Here is an 18,845-nt window from a genome sequence, read left to right as displayed (position 1 = left end):
TCAAGCCGTGAATCTGACCACCCCCGACGGGGTGGCCACCGCCTGAACGGGGTGGTCGTGCGGTTCCTCCGGGACCCGCGCGACCACCTCTTCGTCGTAGAGGAGTACGACCAGCGCGGGATGCGCCCCGGCGCGCGCCAGGCGCGCAAGCACCCGGTCGTACGAGCCCCCGCCGCGCCCCAGGCGCATCCCGCGCCCGTCGACGGCCAGCCCGGGCAGCAGGACGGCGTCGGCGCCGGTGACCGCGTCCGGCCCGAGCCGGGGTCCGGCCGGCTCCAGCAGCCGCATCTTCCCGGGGTGAGCGGCCTCGGCCAGGCTGCCCGGGCCCTCGTACACGGCCCAGTCGAGGTCGTTGTCGGGCAGCAGGACGGGCAGCAGCACCCGCTTCCCGGCCGCGCGCAGGGCGTCCAGCAGATCGCGGGTGCCGGGTTCGGATCCGACGGAGACGTAGGCCGCCACCGTCCGGGCATCGGCCAGCTCGGGCAGTTCACAGGCGGAGCGGGAGAGCGCGCGGGCCGACGTACGCAGGGAATCGGGGGACAGGGCCCGGCGGGAGGCGAGGAGTTCCCGGCGCAGGCGGGCCTTTTCGGACGGGTGGGGCGGGTTCTTTACCACAGCTGACTCTGATTTCCTTTCAAACCGGGGCAATGTCGGATCTATTTACCGGAATCAAACCCGGAGCGGTCTGTACGACCCACTATCGTTCTGCCCATGACTCAGTTGCACCCTGTGATCAAGAAGGCCGTGATCCCGGCCGCAGGTCTCGGTACCCGCTTCCTTCCCGCGACGAAGGCCACGCCCAAGGAAATGCTCCCGGTCGTGGACAAGCCGGCCATCCAGTACGTGGTCGAGGAGGCCGTGTCGGCAGGCCTGGACGACGTCCTGATGATCACAGGACGTAACAAGCGCGCCCTCGAAGACCACTTCGACCGCAACTACGAGCTGGAATCGGCCCTCATCGCCAAGGGCGACGACGACCGGCTCAAGAAGGTCCAGGAGTCCAGCGACCTGGCCACCATGCACTACGTCCGCCAGGGCGACCCGCGCGGCCTCGGCCACGCCGTCCTGTGCGCCGAGCCGCACGTCGGAGACGAGCCCTTCGCCGTCCTCCTCGGCGACGACCTGATCGACCCGCGCGACCCGCTGCTGCGCCAGATGACCGACGTCCACGCCCGCAGCGGCGGCACGGTCATCGCCCTCATGGAGGTCGACCCCGCCAACGTCCACCTGTACGGCTGCGCCGCCGTCGAGGCCACGGACGAGGAGGACGTCGTCAGGATCACCGGGCTCGTCGAGAAGCCCGACCCCGAGGACGCGCCCAGCAATTACGCGGTCATCGGACGGTACGTCCTCGACCCCGCGATCTTCGACATACTGCGGGAGACCGAGCCGGGCCGCGGCGGGGAGATCCAGCTCACCGACGGCCTGCAGAAGCTGGCCGCCGACGAGACCGTGGGCGGCCCGGTGCACGGGGTGGTCTTCCGGGGCCGCCGCTACGACACCGGGGACCGCGGGGACTACCTGCGGGCCATCGTCCGCCTCGCGTGCGAGCGTGAGGACCTGGGCCCGGAGTTCCGCACCTGGCTTCACCGTTACGTCACGGAGGAGATGTAGGACCTTGAGCAGCCGTGCACCGCAGGACACCGGCCAGGACGCCCAGCGCCTGTGGTCGGTCGACGAGCACCTCGCTGACGTCCTCGCCGCGATCCGGCCGCTGGAGCCCATCGAGCTCCAGCTGCTCGACGCCCAGGGCTGTGTCCTGGTCGAGGACGTCACCGTGCCCGTCGCCCTCCCGCCCTTCGACAACAGCTCCATGGACGGGTACGCCGTCCGCACGGCCGATGTCCAGGGCGCGAGCGAGGAGTTCCCCGCGGTGCTGACGGTGATCGGGGACGTGGCGGCGGGCAGCGGCGAGCTGCCCACCGTCGGCCCCGGCCAGGCCGCCCGCATCATGACCGGCGCCCCGCTGCCGCCGGGCGCGGAAGCCGTCGTACCGGTCGAGTGGACCGACGGCGGTACGGGCGGCGGCGCGGCTGCCGGCATGACCCCGGCCAGCGCGGCACCCGAGGGCGCCGGCGGCGAGGTGCGGGTGCACCGGGCCGCCGAGGCGCGGGCCCACGTCCGCGCGCGCGGCAGCGACGTCCAGGCCGGGGACCTCGCGCTGGCCGCGGGCACGGTGCTCGGGCCGCCGCAGATCGCGCTGCTCGCCGCCATCGGGCGGGGCACCGTACGGGTGCGGCCGCGCCCGCGCGTGGTGGTGCTGTCCACCGGCAGCGAGCTGGTCCAGCCGGGCGAGTCGCTGGCCGCGGGGACGATCTACGACTCGAACAGCTTCGCGCTGGCCGCGGCCGCGCGCGACGCCGGGGCGATCTCCTACCGGGTCGGGGCCGTCGCCGACGACGCCGAGACCCTGCGCTCCACCATCGAGGACCAGCTGATCCGGGCGGACCTGCTGGTCACCACGGGCGGTGTGAGCGTCGGCGCGTACGACGTGGTCAAGGAGGCGCTGTCCTCGGTGGGCGCTGCGGACGAGGAGCCCGACGGCGGGCGGATGGACTTCCGCAAGCTCGCGATGCAGCCCGGCAAGCCGCAGGGCTTCGGCACGATCGGCCCGGACCACACCCCCCTGCTGGCCCTGCCCGGCAACCCGGTGTCCTCGTACGTCTCCTTCGAGCTGTTCGTGCGTCCCGCGATCCGCGCGCTCATGGGCCTGGCGGACGTCAGCCGGCCCAGCGTGCGGGCCGCCCTGAAGGCCGACAAGGCGCTGGGCTCCCCGGCCGGCCGCCGCCAGTTCCTGCGCGGCAAGTACGACGCGCAGAGCGGCACGGTCAGCCCGGTCGGCGGATCGGGCTCCCACCTGATCGCGGCACTGGCCCACGCGGACTCCCTGATGGTCGTACCGGAGGATGTCACCTCGGTGGAGCCGGGGGCCGAGCTCGAAGTGGTCCTGCTCGGCTGAAGCAGGGCCGGTGCGGGTAGCGTGTTGCACCACACAGGCCCTTGCGGGGCCCGGAGCGGGAGCGGCACGAACCTATGACCACGCACAGCAGGCTGACGCACATCGACGAGGCCGGCGCGGCCCGGATGGTGGACGTCTCGGAGAAGGACGTCACGACGCGGACGGCACGGGCCAGCGGGCGCGTGCTCGTCTCCGCGCGGGTGATCGAGCTGCTGCGCGGCGAGGGCGTGCCCAAGGGCGATGCCCTCGCCACCGCGCGGATCGCCGGGATCATGGGCGCGAAGAAGACCCCCGACCTGATCCCGCTCTGCCACCCGCTCGCCGTGTCCGGCGTGAAGGTGGACCTGTCGGTCGCCGACGACGCCGTCGAGATCCTCGCCACCGTCAAGACGACCGACCGTACGGGCGTCGAGATGGAGGCGCTGACGGCCGTCGCGGTCGCCGGGCTCACGGTGATCGACATGGTGAAGGCCGTCGACAAGGGCGCCGTCATCACGGACGTGCGGGTGGAGGAGAAGACCGGCGGGAAGTCCGGCGACTGGACGCGCGCGTGAACGCCCCGCGCGGCGGTGACGCCTTCAGCCACGTGCCCGTACCGGCCGGCGGGAGCGGGCCGGCCCGGGAGGCCGCACCGGATGCGGAGGCGTCCCGGAACTCCGGGCGCGCCCTGCGCGGGCTCGTGGTCACCGCCTCGAACCGCGCCTCGGCGGGCGTGTACGCCGACCGGGGCGGGCCGTTGCTGGCCGAGGGGCTGGAGAAGCTCGGCTTCGCGGTGGACGGCCCGCGGGTCGTCGCCGACGGGGATCCGGTCGAGCAGGCGCTGCGCGAGGGCGTGGCCGCCGGGTACGACGTCATCCTGACCACCGGAGGCACCGGCATCTCGCCGACCGACCGCACCCCGGACGCCACGGCGCGGGTGCTGGACTACGAGGTCCCGGGCATCCCGCAGGCGATCCGCGCCGAGGGCCTGGCGAAGGTGCCGACCGCGGCCCTGTCCCGGGGGCTGGCGGGCGTGGCCGGGCACACCCTGATCGTGAACCTGCCGGGCTCGACGGGCGGGGTGCGCGACGGCCTGGCCGTCCTGACCCGGATCCTGCCGCACGCCGTGGACCAGATCCGGGGCGGCGACCACCCCAGACCGGCGGATCCCTCCGGGAGCGCGAGCTGAACGGACCCTCCTGGCCGGTGGTGCTCACCGACGGCGACGTCACGCTCCGGCCGATAAAACTGCGGGACCAGAACGCCTGGCGCGAGGTCAACCGGCGCAACCGCGACTGGCTCCGGCCGTGGGAGGCGACGATTCCGCCGCCCGCGCCCTGGGGGCCGGTGATCCACCGTCCGACGTACCGGCAGATGGTCCGCCATCTGCGGGCCGAGGCGAACGCGGGGCGGATGCTGCCCTTCGTCATCGAGTACCGGGGGCGGTTGGTCGGCCAGCTGACGGTCGCCGGGATCACCTGGGGCTCGATGTGCGCGGGCCACGTCGGCTACTGGGTGGACCGCGAGGTGGCGGGCCGGGGCGTGATGCCGACGGCGGTCGCGCTCGCCGTGGACCACTGCTTCACGAAGGTCGGGCTGCACCGGATCGAGGTGTGCATCCGCCCGGAGAACGGGCCGAGCCGGCGGGTCGTGGAGAAGCTGGGCTTCCGCGAGGAGGGGCTGCGGCCGCGCTACCTCCACATCGACGGCGCGTGGCGCGACCACCTCGTGTACGCGCTGACGGCGGAGGAGGTCCCGGAGGGACTGCTGTGCCGCTGGCACCGGGCCCGCGCATAAACGAATAACTGTTCGAATTATCGGGGGGGCGGAACCGATTCGCCCATAACCTGATCCGAAGAATCACAAAAAAAGTCCGTGATATCAGCCGGTTCGCGCGACACACCGGCCCAATTGGCGGATCCGCCCGGCCGCGCCCCTCTACGGTGTGAGGTGTGAGCAGCAGCGGCCTCATCTACGCAGTCATTGTCGGGGCCTGGGCCGCCTACTTGGTGCCCATGTGGCTCCGGAGGCAGGACGAGCTGAACGAAGCCCGTCCGACGGAACGCTTCTCCACTGCCATTCGGCTGCTTTCCGGCCGGGCGGGAATGGAGCGCCGTTACGCCAAGGGGCTGCGTGAACGCGGCGACCAAGAGGCCGGTCCCGAGCACCGCGCGGACCCGGACGCCGCGACGGAAACGGTGAATTCCGTTGACGCCGACGCCCGGGCCGTCGCCGTGCCCCCGACCAGGGCGGAGCCGAGGTCGGCCGTGGCGGAGCGGCACCGGCGCGAGCAGCGCCTCCAGGTGCTCGCGCGCCGCCGGCGCACCACCGCGCTCCTCTTCCTGATCTTCACGCTCGGCGCGGTCGTCGCCGCGGTCGGCGGCCTGGGCTACCTCTGGGCGCCCGCCGTGCCGGCCCTGCTGCTCAGCGCGTACATCGTGCACCTGCGGGTCCAGGAGCGGCGGCGCTACGAGTTCACGATGGACCGGCGGCGCGCCGAGGCCGCCGCCCGGCAGCTGCGCGAGAACCGCCCGCGCCGCCGCGAGCCGGAGGCGGCCGCGGGATCCGAACCGGACCCCGCGCCACCGGTCTCCCCGCAGGAGGCCGGACGGCGCGCGCTGGTCGAGCAGACCGACCACGCCGAGTGGGTGGACCAGCAGCGCGAGCGCGAACGCGGCCCCGCCCGCGGTGACAGCTGGGAGCCGGTCCCGGTCCCGCTGCCGACGTACGTGACGGCCCCGGTCGCCCCGCGCGCCACCGGCCCGGCGAGCCCGGACGCCTGGAGCGCGACCCGCTCCAGCACGGCCGAGCCGACGGACCCCCGGCTGCGCGCCCAGCCTTCTCCGGCCGCGAAGCCCGAGGCGAAGCCGGACCAGAAGCCGGACCAGAAGCCCCACCCGAACGCCCGCCCGCGCGGCCAGGGCCGCGGCCGCACGCCGCTGTTCGACCAGTACGAGAGCGACGACCGCCCCCGCGCCGCGAACGAGTGACCGGACCTGCGCGGACGCTCCCCGGTATCGGTTTTGGAGCACCAGCGCGGGGATGCTAATGTTTCACACGTCGCAAGGGCCTGTGGCGCAGTCTGGTAGCGCACCTCGTTCGCATCGAGGGGGTCTGGGGTTCAAATCCCCACAGGTCCACAAACGACAGTTCACGGGTAGCTCCCGGGAACGTCATGAGATCCCGTTCAGCCGAAAGGCTGGGCGGGATCTCGGCGTTTGCGGGGCGTGTCCGGGGCGCGCCCCGAACGGGCCCGGCCCGGCAGCCGGTTGATCAGCCGGCCGCCCGCTCCAGCAGGGGGGCCGCCCAGGCCGGGAGGGCGGACGGCGTCGGGAGGGCCAGGGCGTACCGCTCCAGTCGGGCCGGGAGTTCGGACAGCGCCGGATCGCCGGCCCTCTCCCGCCCCGGGGCCACGCGTCGTCGTTACGAGTGGAGCGGCTTGGCCATGCAGCGGCTGGAGTCGTAGGTGCGGTAGTGGCCGAACTTTTCGGAGAGGGCGTAGCCCGAGGAGAAGTAGAGGGCTATCGCCTCCGGTTGCTGGTCTCCCGTCTCCAGGACCATGCGGGTGCGGCCCGCCGTGCGGGCGTCGGCTTCCAGTTCGGCCAGGATGCGGCGGGCCAGGCCCAGGCCGCGGGCCTCGGGGACGACGTACATGCGCTTGAGCTCGGCGTCGCCGTCCGAGTAGCCCTCGTCGTTCTCGTCCTGGCTGCGCCAGCCGCCGCTGGCCATCGGGGTGCCGGTGGCGTCGTACGCCAGCAGGTACAGGCCGTTCGGCGGGGCGAACATCGCCGGGTCGAGCGGTGTGACATCGCCCTCACCGCCGTAGCGCGCCTGGTATTCGAGCTGGACCTGGTCGTTGAGTTTGAGCGCGTCCGGGTGGTCGTACGGTACGGCGCGGAGCTGGATCCCGTGAGACATCGGAACATCGTACGGAACGCTCCCGTTATGGTGCGGGGATGCTCACTGTGACCTCCGTGAATGTGAATGGGATCCGCGCCGCGGCCAAGAAGGGCTTCTCCCCGTGGCTGGCCGGGTCGGACGCCGACGTGGTCTGCCTGCAGGAGGTGCGGGCCGAGGAGGGGCAGATTCCGGACGAGGTCCGCAAGCCCGACGGCTGGCACACCGTGTTCGCGCCGGCCGCCGCCAAGGGGCGGGCCGGGGTCGCGCTCTACACGCGCCGCGAGCCCGAGCGGGTGCAGGTGGGATTCGGGAGCGAGGAGTTCGACACGAGCGGGCGCTACCTGGAGGTCGATCTTCCGGGTGTCACCGTCGCCAGCCTCTACCTGCCTTCCGGTGAGGCCGGGACCGAGAAGCAGGACGAGAAGTACCGGTTCATGGGGGAGTTCCTGCCCTACCTCGAAGGGCTGAAGGCGCGGGCGGCCGCGGACGGGCGGGAGGTCGTCGTCTGCGGTGACTGGAACATCTGTCACCAGGAAGCCGACCTCAAGAACTGGAAGACCAACCGGAAGAACGCCGGCTTCCTGCCGGAGGAGCGGGAGTGGCTCGGGCAGGTGTACGACACCGCCGGGTACGTGGACGTCGTACGGAACCTGCACCCCGACACCGAGGGGCCGTACTCCTGGTGGTCCTACCGCGGGCGGGCCTTCGACAACGACGCCGGGTGGCGCATCGACCTCCAGGTCGCCACCCCGGGGCTGGCCGCCCGGGCCGTGAAGGCGTTCGTCGAGCGGGCCGAGACGCACCCGGAGCGCTGGTCCGACCACGCGCCCGTGACCGTGGTCTACGAGCTGGGGTCCTGAGCCCCCGACGGGGCTCCCGGCTGGGCTCCCGGCTGGGCTCCCGACGGGGCGCCCGAGGCCAGGAGGCGGTCCATCGCCATGGTGAGCTCCGCCTCCACCACGCTCTTGGCGAGGGGGCGCAGCCGCGGCAGCGCCTCCTCCGTCAGGTGGGTCGAGATCAGCTCCGTGAACAGGGCCGCCATCTCGTCGGCGTGCTCGCGGACCCGGCGGCCCGTCTCCAGCACCGCCGAGAGCGGGACCCCCTCGCGGACCAGCGCCGAGGAGACGTCCAGCAGGCGGCGGCTGACGTGCACGATCTCGTCGCCGTCGGTGGCGAGGTAGCCGAGGTCCAGGGAAGCCGCCAGGTTCTCCGGGGTGACCTCGCCCTCGAAGTAGTCGGCGAGGGCCTCCGGCGTCAGCCGTACGGGGGTCTCCTCGGACCAGCCGATGCCGAGCAGTTCGCCGAGCTGGCCGACGTCGCGCCCGTTCTCGAAGGCGGCGGTCAGCTCGGCGATGCCGCCGAGGGTGTGGCCGCGCTCCAGCAGGGCCGCGATGGTGCGCAGCCGGGCCAGGTGGTGGTCGTCGTACCAGGCGATCCGGCCCTCGCGGCGCGGCGGCGGGAGGAGCTTGCGCTCGCGGTAGAAGCGCAGGGTGCGGACGGGGATGCCGGCCGCTTCGGCCAGTTCCTCCGTACGGTATTCACGCACTGTCGTCCCCGCTTCCGTGTCTTCCACAGGCGCAGCCTATGGCGTACCGACAGTAACTTTCCGGGCGCGACCTCTACCCATGAGTACGGAGCTGCTCTAGTCTCCCGATTGTGCCAGTGATTGCTGGCAGTGTTGCGCTGTGGGGCTGCGGAAGGCGGCGGGCATGAGCGGTGGCATGGGTGGGCGCGAGCACGTACGAGTGGCGGTGATCGGGTCCGGGTTCGGCGGGCTGGGCGCGGCCGTACGGCTGCGGCGCGAGGGGATCACGGACTTCGTCGTCCTCGAACGGGCCGATTCCGTGGGCGGGACCTGGCGCGACAACAGCTATCCCGGGTCCGCGTGCGACGTCCCCTCCCATCTCTATTCGTTCTCCTTCGCGCCCAATCCCGACTGGCCCCGGACGTTCTCCGGGCAGCCTGCCATCCGCGCGTACCTGGAGCACGTCGCCGACACCTTCGGGCTGCGCCCGCACGTGCGGCTGAACTCCGAGGTCCGGCTGATGCGCTGGGACGCCGACCGGCTGAGGTGGGAGATCGAGACCTCGGCCGGGGAGCTCACCGCCGACGTCGTGGTCTCCGCCACCGGTCCGCTGTCCGACCCGAAGATGCCGGAGATCCCCGGGCTCGCCGAGTTCCCCGGCAAGGTCTTCCACTCCGCGCGCTGGGACCACGACTACGACCTGCGCGGCAAGCGCGTCGCCATGATCGGCACCGGCGCCTCGGCCATCCAGATCGTGCCGGCCATCGCGCCCGACGTGCGGCGGCTCACGCTGTTCCAGCGGACCCCGCCGTGGGTGATGCCGCGCACCGACCGGGCCATCAGCGGCGCGGAGCGCTGGCTGCACCGGCAGCTGCCGTTCACCCGGGCGGCCCGCCGGGGGCTGCTGTGGGGGATCCGGGAGCTCCAGGTCAGCGCCTTCACCAAGCGGCCGAACCAGCTCGGGTTCATCGAGTCGCTGGCCAAGGCCAACATGGCGCGCTCGATCAAGGACCCGGAGCTGCTGGCCAAGCTGACGCCCTCGTACCGGATCGGCTGCAAGCGGATCCTGCTCTCCAGCGACTACTACCCGGCGCTGGCCCGGCCCAATGTGGACCTGGTCGCCTCCGGGCTCCGGGAGATCCGGGGCAACACGCTGGTCGCCGCCGACGGGACGCAGACCGAGGCCGACGCGATCGTCTTCGGCACCGGCTTCCACGTCACGGACATGCCGATCGCGGACCGGGTGGTGGGCGCGGAGGGGCGGACGCTGGCGGACCACTGGAAGGACGGGATGCAGTCGCTGCGCGGGGCGACGGCGGCCGGCTTCCCGAACTGGATGACGATCATCGGACCGAACACCGGGCTCGGCAACAGCTCGATGATCCTGATGATCGAGTCGCAGCTGAACTACATGGCGGACTACCTGCGCCAGCTGGGCGTGCTCGGCGGGCCGGTCGCGCTCGCGCCCCGGCCCTCGGCCGTGAACCAGTGGAACCGGCGGGTCCAGGCCCGTATGGAGCGGACCGTGTGGAACACCGGCGGCTGCACCAGCTGGTACCTGGACGCGCAGGGGCGCAACACGACGGTCTGGCCGGGCACGACCGGCGAGTTCCGGAAGGAGACGCGGAACGTGGACCTGTCCGAGTACGAGGTCATCCGGATCCGGGAGACCGAGCGCGTCCCCGGCGCGGCCGCACACGCGGAGGGCGCCGCGTGAGCCGGGCCGCGTACGTCACCTCCGGGCGGTACGCCCCGCCCGCCGCCCGGCGCGAGCTGGTCGCGGTCTCCGCAGACGGGGCCCGGCTGCACGTGGAGGAGCACGGGGAAGAGGGCGCTCCGGCCGTGGTGCTGGCGCACGGCTGGACCTGCTCCACCGCCTTCTGGGCCGCGCAGATCCGGGAGCTCGCCAAGGACCACCGGGTCATCGCCTACGACCAGCGCGGGCACGGGCGCAGCCCCGCCGCCTCCCGCTACGGCACCGACGCCCTCGCCGACGACCTCGTTGCCGTCCTCGGCTCCACCCTGGCCCCCGGCGAGCGGGCGGTCGTCGCCGGGCACTCCATGGGCGGGATGACGATCATGGCCGCCGCCGGGCGGCCGGAGTTCGCCGAGCACGCCGCCGCCGCGCTGCTGTGCAGCACCGGCAGCGCCCGGCTGGTCGCGGAGGCGCTGGTCGTGCCCCTGCGTCCCGGGCGCGTACGGACCCGTATCACCGGCGCGGTCCTCGGAGCGCGCGCCCCCCTCGGGCCCGTCACGCCGGTCGCCAAGCGGGTGCTGAAGTACGCCACCATGGGCCCCGGTTCCGCGCCCGACAAGGTAGAGGCCTGCGCCCGTATCGTGCACGCCTGCCCCACCGGGGTCCGCTACGCCTGGTCCGAGGTGCTGGCCGGGCTGGACCTGGAGGCGAACCTCGCGGCGCTCACCGTGCCCACCGCCGTGATCGGCGGCAAGAACGACCGGCTCACCCCGATCGTGCACGCCCGGGGGCTCGCCGCCGCGATGCCGCACTGCGTGGGGCTGACCGAGCTGACCGGCATGGGGCACATGACCCCGATCGAGGCCCCCGAGGCCGTCACCAACGCCGTACGCGAGCTGACCGTCCACCTGCCGAACCCGAAGAACCCGAAGAACCCGGCGAACCCGGCGAACGAGCTGAAGGAGAAGACGCCGTGAGCGCGAGCAGGAGTCTGGAAGGCCAGGTCGCCGTCGTCACCGGTGCGGCACGCGGGGTCGGTGAACTCCTCGCCCGCAAGCTCTCCGCGCGCGGCGCGAAGGTGGCGCTGGTGGGCCTGGAGCCCGAGGCCCTCAAGGAGGTCTCCGAGCGGCTGCACACCGACAGCGACCACTGGCACGCCGACGTCACCGACCACGAGGCCATGGCCCGCGTCGCCGAGGAGGTCAAGCAGCGCTTCGGCAAGGTCGACATCGTCGTCGCCAACGCGGGCGTCGCCGCCGGCGGGCCGTTCGCCGACTCCGACCCCGAGGCCTGGCGCCGGGTGATCGAGGTCAACCTGATCGGCGGCGCCGTCACCGCCCGCGCCTTCCTCCCCGTACTGGCCGAGAGCCGCGGCTACTTCCTCCAGATCGCCTCGCTCGCCGCGATCACACCGGCGCCGATGATGAGCGCGTACTGCGCCTCCAAATCCGGCGTCGAGGCCTTCGCGCACTGCCTGCGCGCCGAAGTCGGCCACAAGGGCGTCAAGGTGGGCGTCGGCTACCTCTCCTGGACCGACACCGACATGGTGCGCGGGGCCGACCAGGACGAGGTCATGCGGGAGCTGCGCCAGCGCCTGCCGTGGCCGTCGAACCGCACGTACCCGCTGGGCCCGGCCGTGGACCGGATCGTCGCCGGCATCGAACGGCGCTCGCCGCACGTGTACGCGCAGTGGTGGCTGCGCGGGATGCAGGGCGTGCGCGGCTACCTGCCCGGGATCATCGCGACGGTCGGGCAGCGGGAGATGAAGCGCTTCGAGCCCAGGCTGACGAGCGTCTCCCGGGGGCTGGTGGGGGCCGGGGGCGCCGCCGACGAGAGGGAGCGGACGCCGGGCACGGAGCGTCACTGATCGAAATGCGAGCTTTGTCCGCTCGTGCAAATCTGGTCGCAGCCCGGTCCCCTACACCCCTCCAGGAGTGAACAGCATGGGCATCAAAGACCAGTTCCAGGACAAGGCGCGCGAGCTCAAGGACAAGACCGACGAGGCCGGCAGGAGCGCGAAGGACGAGGCGTCCAAGCGCGGTGCACACACCTCCGAGCCGGCCAAGAAGAAGGACAAGGTCCACGACGAGCTCGACGACAACTGGGACTTCTGACGCCCGGACGCCCTGAGCAGGAAGGGGCGCGGTCCGTGAACCCACGGACCGCGCCCCTTCCTCACGTCCCGGTACGCGCCAGCGTCCCGGTACGCCTACGGCCTCGGCGGCAGCTTCGGACGCCGCAGGTCCGGTACGTCCGCGTACCCCGGCGGCACCGCGGCCGGCTCCTGCTCCAGCAGCTCCAGCGCCAGGAACACGGCGTCGTCCAGCTGCGCGTGGCGCCCCTCCGCCCAGTCGAGCGGGGTCCGCAGGATCGCGAGGTCCGGCTCCACGCCGTGGTTCTCCACCGACCACCCGTACTCCGGGAACCAGGCGGCGTTCATCGGCACCGTGATCACCGTGCCGTCGCCCAGGGTGTGCCGGCCGGTCATCCCGACCACCCCGCCCCACGTGCGCTGGCCGACCACCGGCCCGAGCCCGAGCAGCTTGAAGGCCGCCGTGATCATGTCGCCGTCCGAGGAGGTCGCCTCGTCGGCCAGCGCCACGATCGGACCGCGGGGCGCGTTGGAGGCGTACGAGACCGGCTGGGCGTTGCGCGTCAGGTCCCAGCCGAGGATCGAGCGGGTCAGCTTCTCGACCACCAGCTCGCTGATGTGCCCGCCCGCGTTGCCGCGTACGTCCACGATCAGCGCGGGCCGGGACATCTCCATCCGCAGGTCCCGGTTGAACTGCGCCCAGCCGGAGCCGCCCATGTCGGGGATGTGCAGGTAGCCGCACTTGCCGCCGCTGACCTCGCGGACCACCGCGCGCCGCTTGGACACCCAGTCCTGGTAGCGCAGCGGGCGCTCGTCGATCAGCGGCACGATCGCCACCCGCCGCGCCAGGCCCCGGCCTTCGCCCTCGGCGGGCTTGAAGGTCAGCTCGACCGTGGTGCCGCCGGCCGCCGAGAGCAGCGGGTAGGGCCCGGCCACCGGGTCCACCGGCCGTCCGTCGATGTGGGTCAGGACGGCGCCCTCACGGATGCCGGTGCCGGCGAGCGGGGAGCGGGCCTTGGAGTCGGAGGATTCGCCCGGAAGGATCCGCGCGAGCACCCAGCCCTCCTCGCGCGGGACGAGATTGGCGCCGAGCAGCCCGATGGGCCGGTGGTAGTGCGGCGGGCCCTCGTTGCGGCGCGCGGGGGAGACGTACGCGTGCGAGGTGCCGAGCTCGCCGAGCACCTCGCGCAGCAGGTCCGCGAACTCGTCGGGCGAGGCGACCCGTTCGACCAGGGGGCGGTACTGGCGCAGCACCCCGTCCCAGTCGATGTTGCACATGCCCGGCTCCCAGAAGTACGCGCGGATCAGCCGGCCGGCCTCCTCGAAGGCCTGGCGCCACTCGGCGGCCGGGTCCACCTCGTGCAGGATGCGCCGCAGGTCCAGGTAGACGGTGGAGTCGCTGTCTCCGGACTCGGTCGACGGGACCGCGCGCAGGTCGCCGTCGTCGTTGATGACGAGCCGGGTGCCGTCGCCGCTGACCGCGAACCAGTCCAGCCCGGAGGCCAGTTCGCTCTTGCGCGCCTTGGTGATCTCGAAGTGCTCCAGCGTGGGCTTGCCGCTGGTGTCGGTCGGGTTGGCGAAGGTCTCGCCGAGCGCGCCCGAGATCGGCCAGCGCAGCCACACCAGTCCGCCGCCGCTGACCGGGTAGAGGGCCGAGTACTTCGACGCCGTCACCGGGAACGGGGTGACGCGGCTCTCCAGCCCCTCCACCTCCACCATGACCGCGCCCTCGCCCTCGGTGGGCTCGCCCTCGCCCGGGTCGAGTCCGCCCGCCGCCGGGCGCCCGTCGGGGGTGAACGCGAACGGCGAGGGGGTCGCGGAGGAGAGCGGCACCAGGTACGGGCGGCAGCCCAGCGGGAAGGACAGGTCGCCGGTGTGCACGTCGTACACCGGGTCGAATCCGCGCCACGAGAGGAAGGCCAGGTAGCGGCCGTCGCGGGTGAAGACCGGGTTCTCGTCCTCGAAGCGGCCGTTGGTGACGTCCACGATGGAGCGCGGACCGGGGCCGGAGATCCGGGCCATCTTGATCTGCCGCAGCGAGCGCCCGATGCCCGGGTGCGACCAGGCCAGCCAGGCCCCGTCGGGGGAGAACGCCAGGTCGGTGACGGGCCCGTTGATGGACCGGATCAGCTCGGTGACCTCCCCGCCGGAACCCTCCCCGCTGGATGCCTCCCCGCCGGACACCTCCCCGCCCGAGGCGTCGGCCTGCTCATCGGCCACGGTGATGAGCAGCAGCCGCCCGTCGTTGGAGGCGATCGCGAGGCGCTCCCCGTCCGGATCGGAGAGCAGTTCCAGTACGCGGCCCAGCTCGCCGGAGGCCAGCCGACGCGGCTCCCGGTCCCCGGAGGCCCGCGGGAGGTAGGCGATCTCGATCGCGTCCTCGCCCTCCGCGTCCGTCACGTACGCGACCTGCCCGCTGCTGCCGAGCATCTCGGGCAGCCGCACCCGTACGCCCGGGGTGTCGGCGATGGTCCGGGCGGGCCCGTCGCGGTGGGTGAGCCAGTACAGGCTGCCGCGGATGACGACCGCGCTGGCCCGCCCGGTGGCGTCGACGGAGAGCGAGTCGACGTGGCTGGCGGCCGGGATCTGGTACGTACGGCGGCCCGCGCGCGGACCTCCCAGCCGGATCCGGAGCCTGCGCGGGACGGCCCCGGGGGCCAGCGAGTCGACGAGCCAGAGGTCGCCGCCGCACTGGTAGACGACGCGGGAGCCGTCGCTGGAGGCGTGCCGGGCGTAGAACTCCTCGTGGTCGGTGTGCCGGCGCAGGTCGGTGCCGTCGGGCAGGCAGGAGTACAGGTTGCCGATGCCCTCGTGGTCGGAGAGGAAGGCGATCCGGCCGCCCACGAACATCGGGGCGTCGAGGTGCCCCTCGATGTGCTCCAGCAGCCGCTTGCCGTGCAGCCACAGCCGGCCGGTGGCGCCGCCGCGGTAGCGCTTCCAGGCGGCGGGCTCGTGCGGGGGCTTGCCGGTCAGCAGCAGGGTGCGCCGCTCGCCCGTGCCTTCCCCGTCGCGGACCTCCTCGTGGACGGCGATGTCGGAGACCGGGCCCCAGGGGAGCTTGCCGCCGGGCGAGCCGTCGGTCGGCACGCTGTAGGCCCAGGCGTAGTACGAGAAGGGCTGGCCGTGCGAGGACACGGCGAGGATGTCGCTGTGGCCGTCCTTGTCGGGCGGGGTCCAGCCGCAGACCCGGGTGTCGGTGGCGCCCCAGTAGCTGAGCTGGCGGGCCGGGCCGCCGGCCACCGGGGCGAGGTGGATCTCGGGGTCGAGGCTGCGCCAGCTCGTGAAGGCGATGTGCCGGCCGTCGGGGGAGAACCGGGGGTGGCCGACCCTGGTCCGGTCGACGGTGATCCGCCAGGCCCGGCCGGGCGGCTCGCCTTCGGGGAGCAGCGGGGCGACCCAGAGGTCGTCCTCGGTCGCGAAGCACAGCAGATCGTCGTGGAGGTGCGGGAAGCGGAGGTACGCGCCGTCGTGACTCACCCCACAATGCTTTCCGTGCCGAGGGGGCCTGGCAACTCGTACAGGTGATCCATGCCCGCGCCGGGTGACCCACGCCACGCGCCGAAACGAAACGGAACGGTTTCGTTTCGCTGAGGGCAGGGGTATCGTCATTGGTGTACGAAACAGTTTCGTTCGGATGGGAGGTGTCGGAGATGTCCGAAGAAGTCTCGTCGGAGGTCTCGTCGCGGCGCAGCCGGATCACCCCCGAGCGGGAGGCCGAGCTCCACGAGGCGGTCCTCGACCTCCTCCGCGAGGTCGGCTACGAGGCGCTGACCATGGACGCGGTCGCCGCCCGTACCAAGTCCAGCAAGGCCACCCTCTACCGCCAGTGGGGGAGCAAGCCCGAGCTGGTCGCCAGGGCCCTGCGGTGCACCCAGCCGACCTCCCTGCGGGAGATCGACACGGGCTCGCTGCGCGGCGACTTCCACCGCATGGTCGAGCTCTCCGACAACGCGCAGATGGCGAAGGACACCGCACTGCTGCGGGGCCTCGCCCATGCCGTCCACGAGAGCCCCGAACTGCACCAGGCACTGCGCAGGCTGCTCATGGAGCCGGAGATCTCCGGCCTCGACGAGATCCTGCGGCGCGGAGTGGAGCGGGGCGAGATCTCCCCGGACTGCCCCGCGATCCGGTTCGTGCCGCACATGCTGATCGGCGCCTTCATCGCGTTGCCGCTGATGGAGGACCGATCCGTGGACCAGGCGTTCCTCGCCGACTTCATCGACTCCGTGGTCTTCCCCGCCCTCGGTGTCTGAGTCCTTTCTCCACTCGTACGCGCGACTCGTTCTCGCGACTCCTTCCTGCTGCTCCTGACACGCCGCTCTCGTCGTCGGGCCGGCTCTCCACGCCCTGATCCGTCCCGGATCCACCACGACCTGAACGGGAGAACCGCCTCCGTGGCTACCTTCCTCTACCGACTGGGCAGGGGCGCCTTCCGGCGCCGCGGCCTCGTCGCCCTCCTGTGGGTGGCGCTGCTGTTCGCCGCCGGCTTCGGCGCGGCGACGGCGTCCGCACCCACCTCCGGATCGTTCTCGATACCCGGCACGGAGGCCCAGAAGGCCTTCGACGTGCTGGACAAGAAGTTCCCGGGCATGGCCGCCGACGGCGCCACCGCCCGTATCGTCGTCAAGGCGCCCGCGGGCTCCTCGGTCAACGACGAGAAGAACAAGACCCAGGTCGAGAAGATCGTCTCCGGCCTGAAGGACGGCCCGGGCAAGGCCCAGGTCGCCTCGGTCGCCGACCCGTACCAGGCGCAGGCGGTGAGCCAGGACGGCTCCACCGCGTACGTGAGCGTCAAGTACACCGTCAGCGGCATGGAGCTGAAGGACGAGACGCGCGACGCGCTCAAGGACTCCGGCGCCGCGGCCAAGGCCGCCGGGCTCACCGTCGAGATCGGCGGCGACGCCCTGATGACGGCCCCCGAGACGGGCTCCGGCGAGATCGTCGGCATCCTGATCGCGGCGATCGTGCTGGTCATCACCTTCGGCTCGCTGATCGCCGCCGGACTGCCGCTGCTGACCGCGCTCATCGGCGTGGGCATCGGCGTCTCCTCCATCACCGCGCTCGCCAACGTGCTGGACCTGGGCACCACCACCTCCACCCTCGCGATGATGATCGGCCTCGCGGTCGGCATCGACTACGCGCTCTTCATCGTCTCCCGCTACCGCGTGGAGCTCGCCGAGGGCCGCGAGCGGGACGAGGCCGCGGGCCGGGCCGCCGGAACCGCCGGTTCCGCCGTCGTCTTCGCCGGTCTCACCGTGGTCATCGCCCTCGTGGGCCTGGCCGTCGTCAACATCCCGATGCTGACCAAGATGGGCTTCGCGGCCGCGGGCACCGTGGTCATCGCCGTCCTCGTCGCGCTGACGCTGGTCCCGGCCATCCTGGGCTTCGCGGGCAAGAAGGTCCTGCCGGCGGGCGAGAAGAGCCGGCTCTTCGGAAAGGGCGGGGCCAAGGGCAAGCCGGCCGCGGCCGGCGCCGAGCCCAAGGCCAACGGCGGCACCCGCTGGGCCCGTTTCGTCCTGCGCCGCCCGGTCATGGTCCTGCTCGTCGGTGTGATCGGCCTCGGCGCCATCGCGATCCCGGCGAGCAAGCTGGAGATGGGCCTGCCGGACGACGGCGCCCAGCCGGTCTCCACCACCCAGCGCAAGGCGTACGACCTGCTGTCGGAGGGCTTCGGCCCGGGCTTCAACGGCCCGCTGATGGTGGTCGTCGACGGCGACAAGAAGCTCGCCAACGAGACGGTCGACCGGATCAAGGGCCTGGAGGGCGTGGCCGCGGTCATGCCGCCGACCCCGAACCCCGAGGGCGACGCCGCGGTGATCACGGTCGTCCCGAAGGACCGCCCGTCCTCGGTGGAGACCGAGAACCTGGTCCACGAGATCCGCGAAGGCAGCGGCGACGACGTCCTCGTCACCGGCGCGACCGCGATGAACATCGACTTCTCGCAGAAGATGAACGACGCGCTGGTGCCCTACCTGGCGCTCGTGGTCGGCCTCGCCTTCCTGCTGCTGATGCTGGTCTTCCGCTCCATCCTGGTCCCGCTCAAGGCGGCCCTCGGCTTCCTGCTCTCGGTGGTGGCCGCCCTCGGCGCGGTCGTCGCGGTCTTCCAGTGGGGCTGGCTCGGCTCGGTCTTCGGGGTGGAGCAGACCGGTCCGATCATGAGCATGATGCCGATCTTCATGGTGGGCGTCGTCTTCGGTCTGGCCATGGACTACGAGGTCTTCCTCGTCACCCGCATGCGTGAGGCGTACGTCCACGGCGAGCGCCCGGGCCAGGCCATCGTGACCGGCTTCCAGTACAGCGCGCGGGTGGTCGTGGCGGCCGCCGTCATCATGATCGCGGTGTTCTCGGGCTTCATCGGCGCCAGCGAGCAGATGATCAAGATGATCGGCTTCGGCCTCGCGATCGCCGTCCTCTTCGACGCCTTCGTCGTCCGCATGGCGATCGTCCCGGCGGTGCTCGCGCTGCTCGGCCACAAGGCCTGGTGGCTGCCGCGCTGGCTGGACCGGATGCTGCCCAACGTGGACGTGGAGGGCGAGAGCCTGCGCAAGCACCTCGAAGGTTCGTCCGGGTCCCCGGAGGGCCCGGACAAGGACCGCGAGCTGGTCAACGCCTGACCTGCGGTCCCCGCAGTCCCCGTAGTCCCCGCAGTCCGTCCCCGTACGACCGGCCCCGCACCTGATCCCAGGTGCGGGGC

Annotated in this window: 18 protein-coding genes and 1 tRNA gene; 14 read left to right on the top strand and 5 right to left on the bottom strand. The window is 72.4% G+C overall.

Annotated features, from left to right (window positions below):
* Positions 1-615: a 5-formyltetrahydrofolate cyclo-ligase gene (locus IF02_RS0113520; RefSeq protein ID WP_030156610.1), complete on the bottom strand. Its 615-nt coding sequence runs from the start codon at positions 613-615 to the stop codon at positions 1-3.
* Between the two features lie 96 nt (positions 616-711).
* Between IF02_RS0113520 and galU the strand changes: the two genes are divergently transcribed.
* The 7 genes from galU (at position 712) to IF02_RS0113485 (ending at position 6,078) form a co-directional block, all read left to right on the top strand.
* Positions 712-1,614, top strand: a complete 903-nt coding sequence (gene galU, locus IF02_RS0113515) for a UTP--glucose-1-phosphate uridylyltransferase GalU (protein WP_030156607.1) — start codon at positions 712-714, stop codon at positions 1,612-1,614.
* Positions 1,615-1,618: 4 nt separating this feature from the next.
* A complete protein-coding gene (gene glp, locus IF02_RS0113510; RefSeq protein ID WP_051696191.1) occupies positions 1,619-2,959 on the top strand; it encodes a gephyrin-like molybdotransferase Glp in 1,341 nt (446 codons plus the stop codon).
* Between the two features lie 74 nt (positions 2,960-3,033).
* Positions 3,034-3,513, top strand: coding sequence for a cyclic pyranopterin monophosphate synthase MoaC (gene moaC / locus IF02_RS0113505; RefSeq protein ID WP_030156603.1), 480 nt, complete (start codon positions 3,034-3,036; stop codon positions 3,511-3,513).
* Positions 3,510-4,127 (top strand): MogA/MoaB family molybdenum cofactor biosynthesis protein, encoded by a 618-nt coding sequence (locus IF02_RS0113500; RefSeq protein ID WP_420708144.1) that lies wholly within the window; start codon positions 3,510-3,512, stop codon positions 4,125-4,127. The genes moaC and IF02_RS0113500 overlap by 4 nt, the downstream gene beginning before the upstream one ends.
* Before the next feature lie 17 nt (positions 4,128-4,144).
* Complete coding sequence (locus tag IF02_RS0113495; protein WP_030156599.1) at positions 4,145-4,735, top strand: GNAT family N-acetyltransferase; 591 nt, start codon at positions 4,145-4,147, stop codon at positions 4,733-4,735.
* Between the two features lie 155 nt (positions 4,736-4,890).
* Positions 4,891-5,928, top strand: coding sequence for a membrane protein (locus tag IF02_RS0113490; RefSeq protein WP_030156597.1), 1,038 nt, complete (start codon positions 4,891-4,893; stop codon positions 5,926-5,928).
* Positions 5,929-6,004: 76 nt separating this feature from the next.
* Positions 6,005-6,078 (top strand) — tRNA-Ala (locus tag IF02_RS0113485).
* A 133-nt stretch (positions 6,079-6,211) separates the two neighbouring features.
* On the opposite strand, the gene IF02_RS34795 is transcribed toward IF02_RS0113485, so the two are convergent.
* Both IF02_RS34795 and IF02_RS0113475 read right to left on the bottom strand, forming a co-directional pair.
* A complete protein-coding gene (locus IF02_RS34795; protein ID WP_158708492.1) occupies positions 6,212-6,352 on the bottom strand; it encodes a hypothetical protein in 141 nt (46 codons plus the stop codon).
* A 9-nt stretch (positions 6,353-6,361) separates the two neighbouring features.
* Positions 6,362-6,856, bottom strand: a complete 495-nt coding sequence (locus tag IF02_RS0113475; protein ID WP_030156596.1) for a GNAT family N-acetyltransferase — start codon at positions 6,854-6,856, stop codon at positions 6,362-6,364.
* Positions 6,857-6,894: 38 nt separating this feature from the next.
* Here IF02_RS0113475 and IF02_RS0113470 point away from each other — a divergent pair, with 38 nt between their 5' ends.
* Complete coding sequence (locus IF02_RS0113470) at positions 6,895-7,698, top strand: exodeoxyribonuclease III (protein WP_030156594.1); 804 nt, start codon at positions 6,895-6,897, stop codon at positions 7,696-7,698.
* Here IF02_RS0113470 and IF02_RS0113465 read toward each other — a convergent pair.
* On the bottom strand, positions 7,680-8,411 hold the full coding sequence (locus tag IF02_RS0113465; protein ID WP_051696190.1) for a MerR family transcriptional regulator: 732 nt from the start codon (positions 8,409-8,411) through the stop codon (positions 7,680-7,682). The two genes, IF02_RS0113470 and IF02_RS0113465, sit on opposite strands and share 19 nt — an antisense overlap.
* Positions 8,412-8,559: 148 nt before the next feature.
* Here IF02_RS0113465 and IF02_RS0113460 point away from each other — a divergent pair, with 148 nt between their 5' ends.
* The 4 genes from IF02_RS0113460 (at position 8,560) to IF02_RS34790 (ending at position 12,173) form a co-directional block, all read left to right on the top strand.
* On the top strand, positions 8,560-10,080 hold the full coding sequence (locus IF02_RS0113460; RefSeq protein ID WP_051696189.1) for a flavin-containing monooxygenase: 1,521 nt from the start codon (positions 8,560-8,562) through the stop codon (positions 10,078-10,080).
* Positions 10,077-11,036, top strand: a complete 960-nt coding sequence (locus tag IF02_RS0113455; protein WP_051696188.1) for an alpha/beta fold hydrolase — start codon at positions 10,077-10,079, stop codon at positions 11,034-11,036. The genes IF02_RS0113460 and IF02_RS0113455 overlap by 4 nt, the downstream gene beginning before the upstream one ends.
* The gene (locus IF02_RS0113450; RefSeq protein WP_030156588.1) at positions 11,033-11,926 is read left to right on the top strand and encodes an SDR family oxidoreductase; all 894 of its coding nucleotides are present in this window, start codon (positions 11,033-11,035) and stop codon (positions 11,924-11,926) included. Before IF02_RS0113455 ends, IF02_RS0113450 begins: the two co-directional genes overlap by 4 nt.
* A gap of 76 nt (positions 11,927-12,002) precedes the next feature.
* The gene (locus tag IF02_RS34790; RefSeq protein WP_158708491.1) at positions 12,003-12,173 is read left to right on the top strand and encodes a hypothetical protein; all 171 of its coding nucleotides are present in this window, start codon (positions 12,003-12,005) and stop codon (positions 12,171-12,173) included.
* A 95-nt stretch (positions 12,174-12,268) separates the two neighbouring features.
* On the opposite strand, the gene IF02_RS0113440 is transcribed toward IF02_RS34790, so the two are convergent.
* The gene (locus IF02_RS0113440) at positions 12,269-15,628 is read right to left on the bottom strand and encodes a S41 family peptidase (protein ID WP_030156587.1); all 3,360 of its coding nucleotides are present in this window, start codon (positions 15,626-15,628) and stop codon (positions 12,269-12,271) included.
* A gap of 173 nt (positions 15,629-15,801) precedes the next feature.
* Here IF02_RS0113440 and IF02_RS0113435 point away from each other — a divergent pair, with 173 nt between their 5' ends.
* Both IF02_RS0113435 and IF02_RS0113430 read left to right on the top strand, forming a co-directional pair.
* Positions 15,802-16,404, top strand: coding sequence for a TetR/AcrR family transcriptional regulator (locus tag IF02_RS0113435; RefSeq protein WP_051696187.1), 603 nt, complete (start codon positions 15,802-15,804; stop codon positions 16,402-16,404).
* A gap of 141 nt (positions 16,405-16,545) precedes the next feature.
* On the top strand, positions 16,546-18,765 hold the full coding sequence (locus IF02_RS0113430; RefSeq protein WP_030156585.1) for an MMPL family transporter: 2,220 nt from the start codon (positions 16,546-16,548) through the stop codon (positions 18,763-18,765).
* Positions 18,766-18,845: the final 80 nt, after the last annotated feature.

The organism is Streptomyces sp. NRRL S-244 (assembly GCF_000717915.1).
In the GTDB taxonomy this organism is placed as follows: Bacteria; Actinomycetota; Actinomycetes; order Streptomycetales; family Streptomycetaceae; genus Streptomyces.
Note: the sequence above shows the minus strand (reverse complement) of the source record. Positions and strands in the feature narration are given on the sequence as shown.

Coding starts and splice junctions, on each gene's coding strand:
- IF02_RS0113435 (WP_051696187.1), top strand. CDS start 15,802: ATGTCCGAAGAAGTCTCGTCGGAGGTCTCGTCGCGGCGCAGCCGGATC.
- IF02_RS34790 (WP_158708491.1), top strand. CDS start 12,003: ATGGGCATCAAAGACCAGTTCCAGGACAAGGCGCGCGAGCTCAAGGAC.
- IF02_RS0113475 (WP_030156596.1), bottom strand. CDS start 6,856: ATGTCTCACGGGATCCAGCTCCGCGCCGTACCGTACGACCACCCGGAC.
- IF02_RS0113460 (WP_051696189.1), top strand. CDS start 8,560: ATGGGTGGGCGCGAGCACGTACGAGTGGCGGTGATCGGGTCCGGGTTC.
- moaC (WP_030156603.1), top strand. CDS start 3,034: ATGACCACGCACAGCAGGCTGACGCACATCGACGAGGCCGGCGCGGCC.
- galU (WP_030156607.1), top strand. CDS start 712: ATGACTCAGTTGCACCCTGTGATCAAGAAGGCCGTGATCCCGGCCGCA.
- IF02_RS0113470 (WP_030156594.1), top strand. CDS start 6,895: ATGCTCACTGTGACCTCCGTGAATGTGAATGGGATCCGCGCCGCGGCC.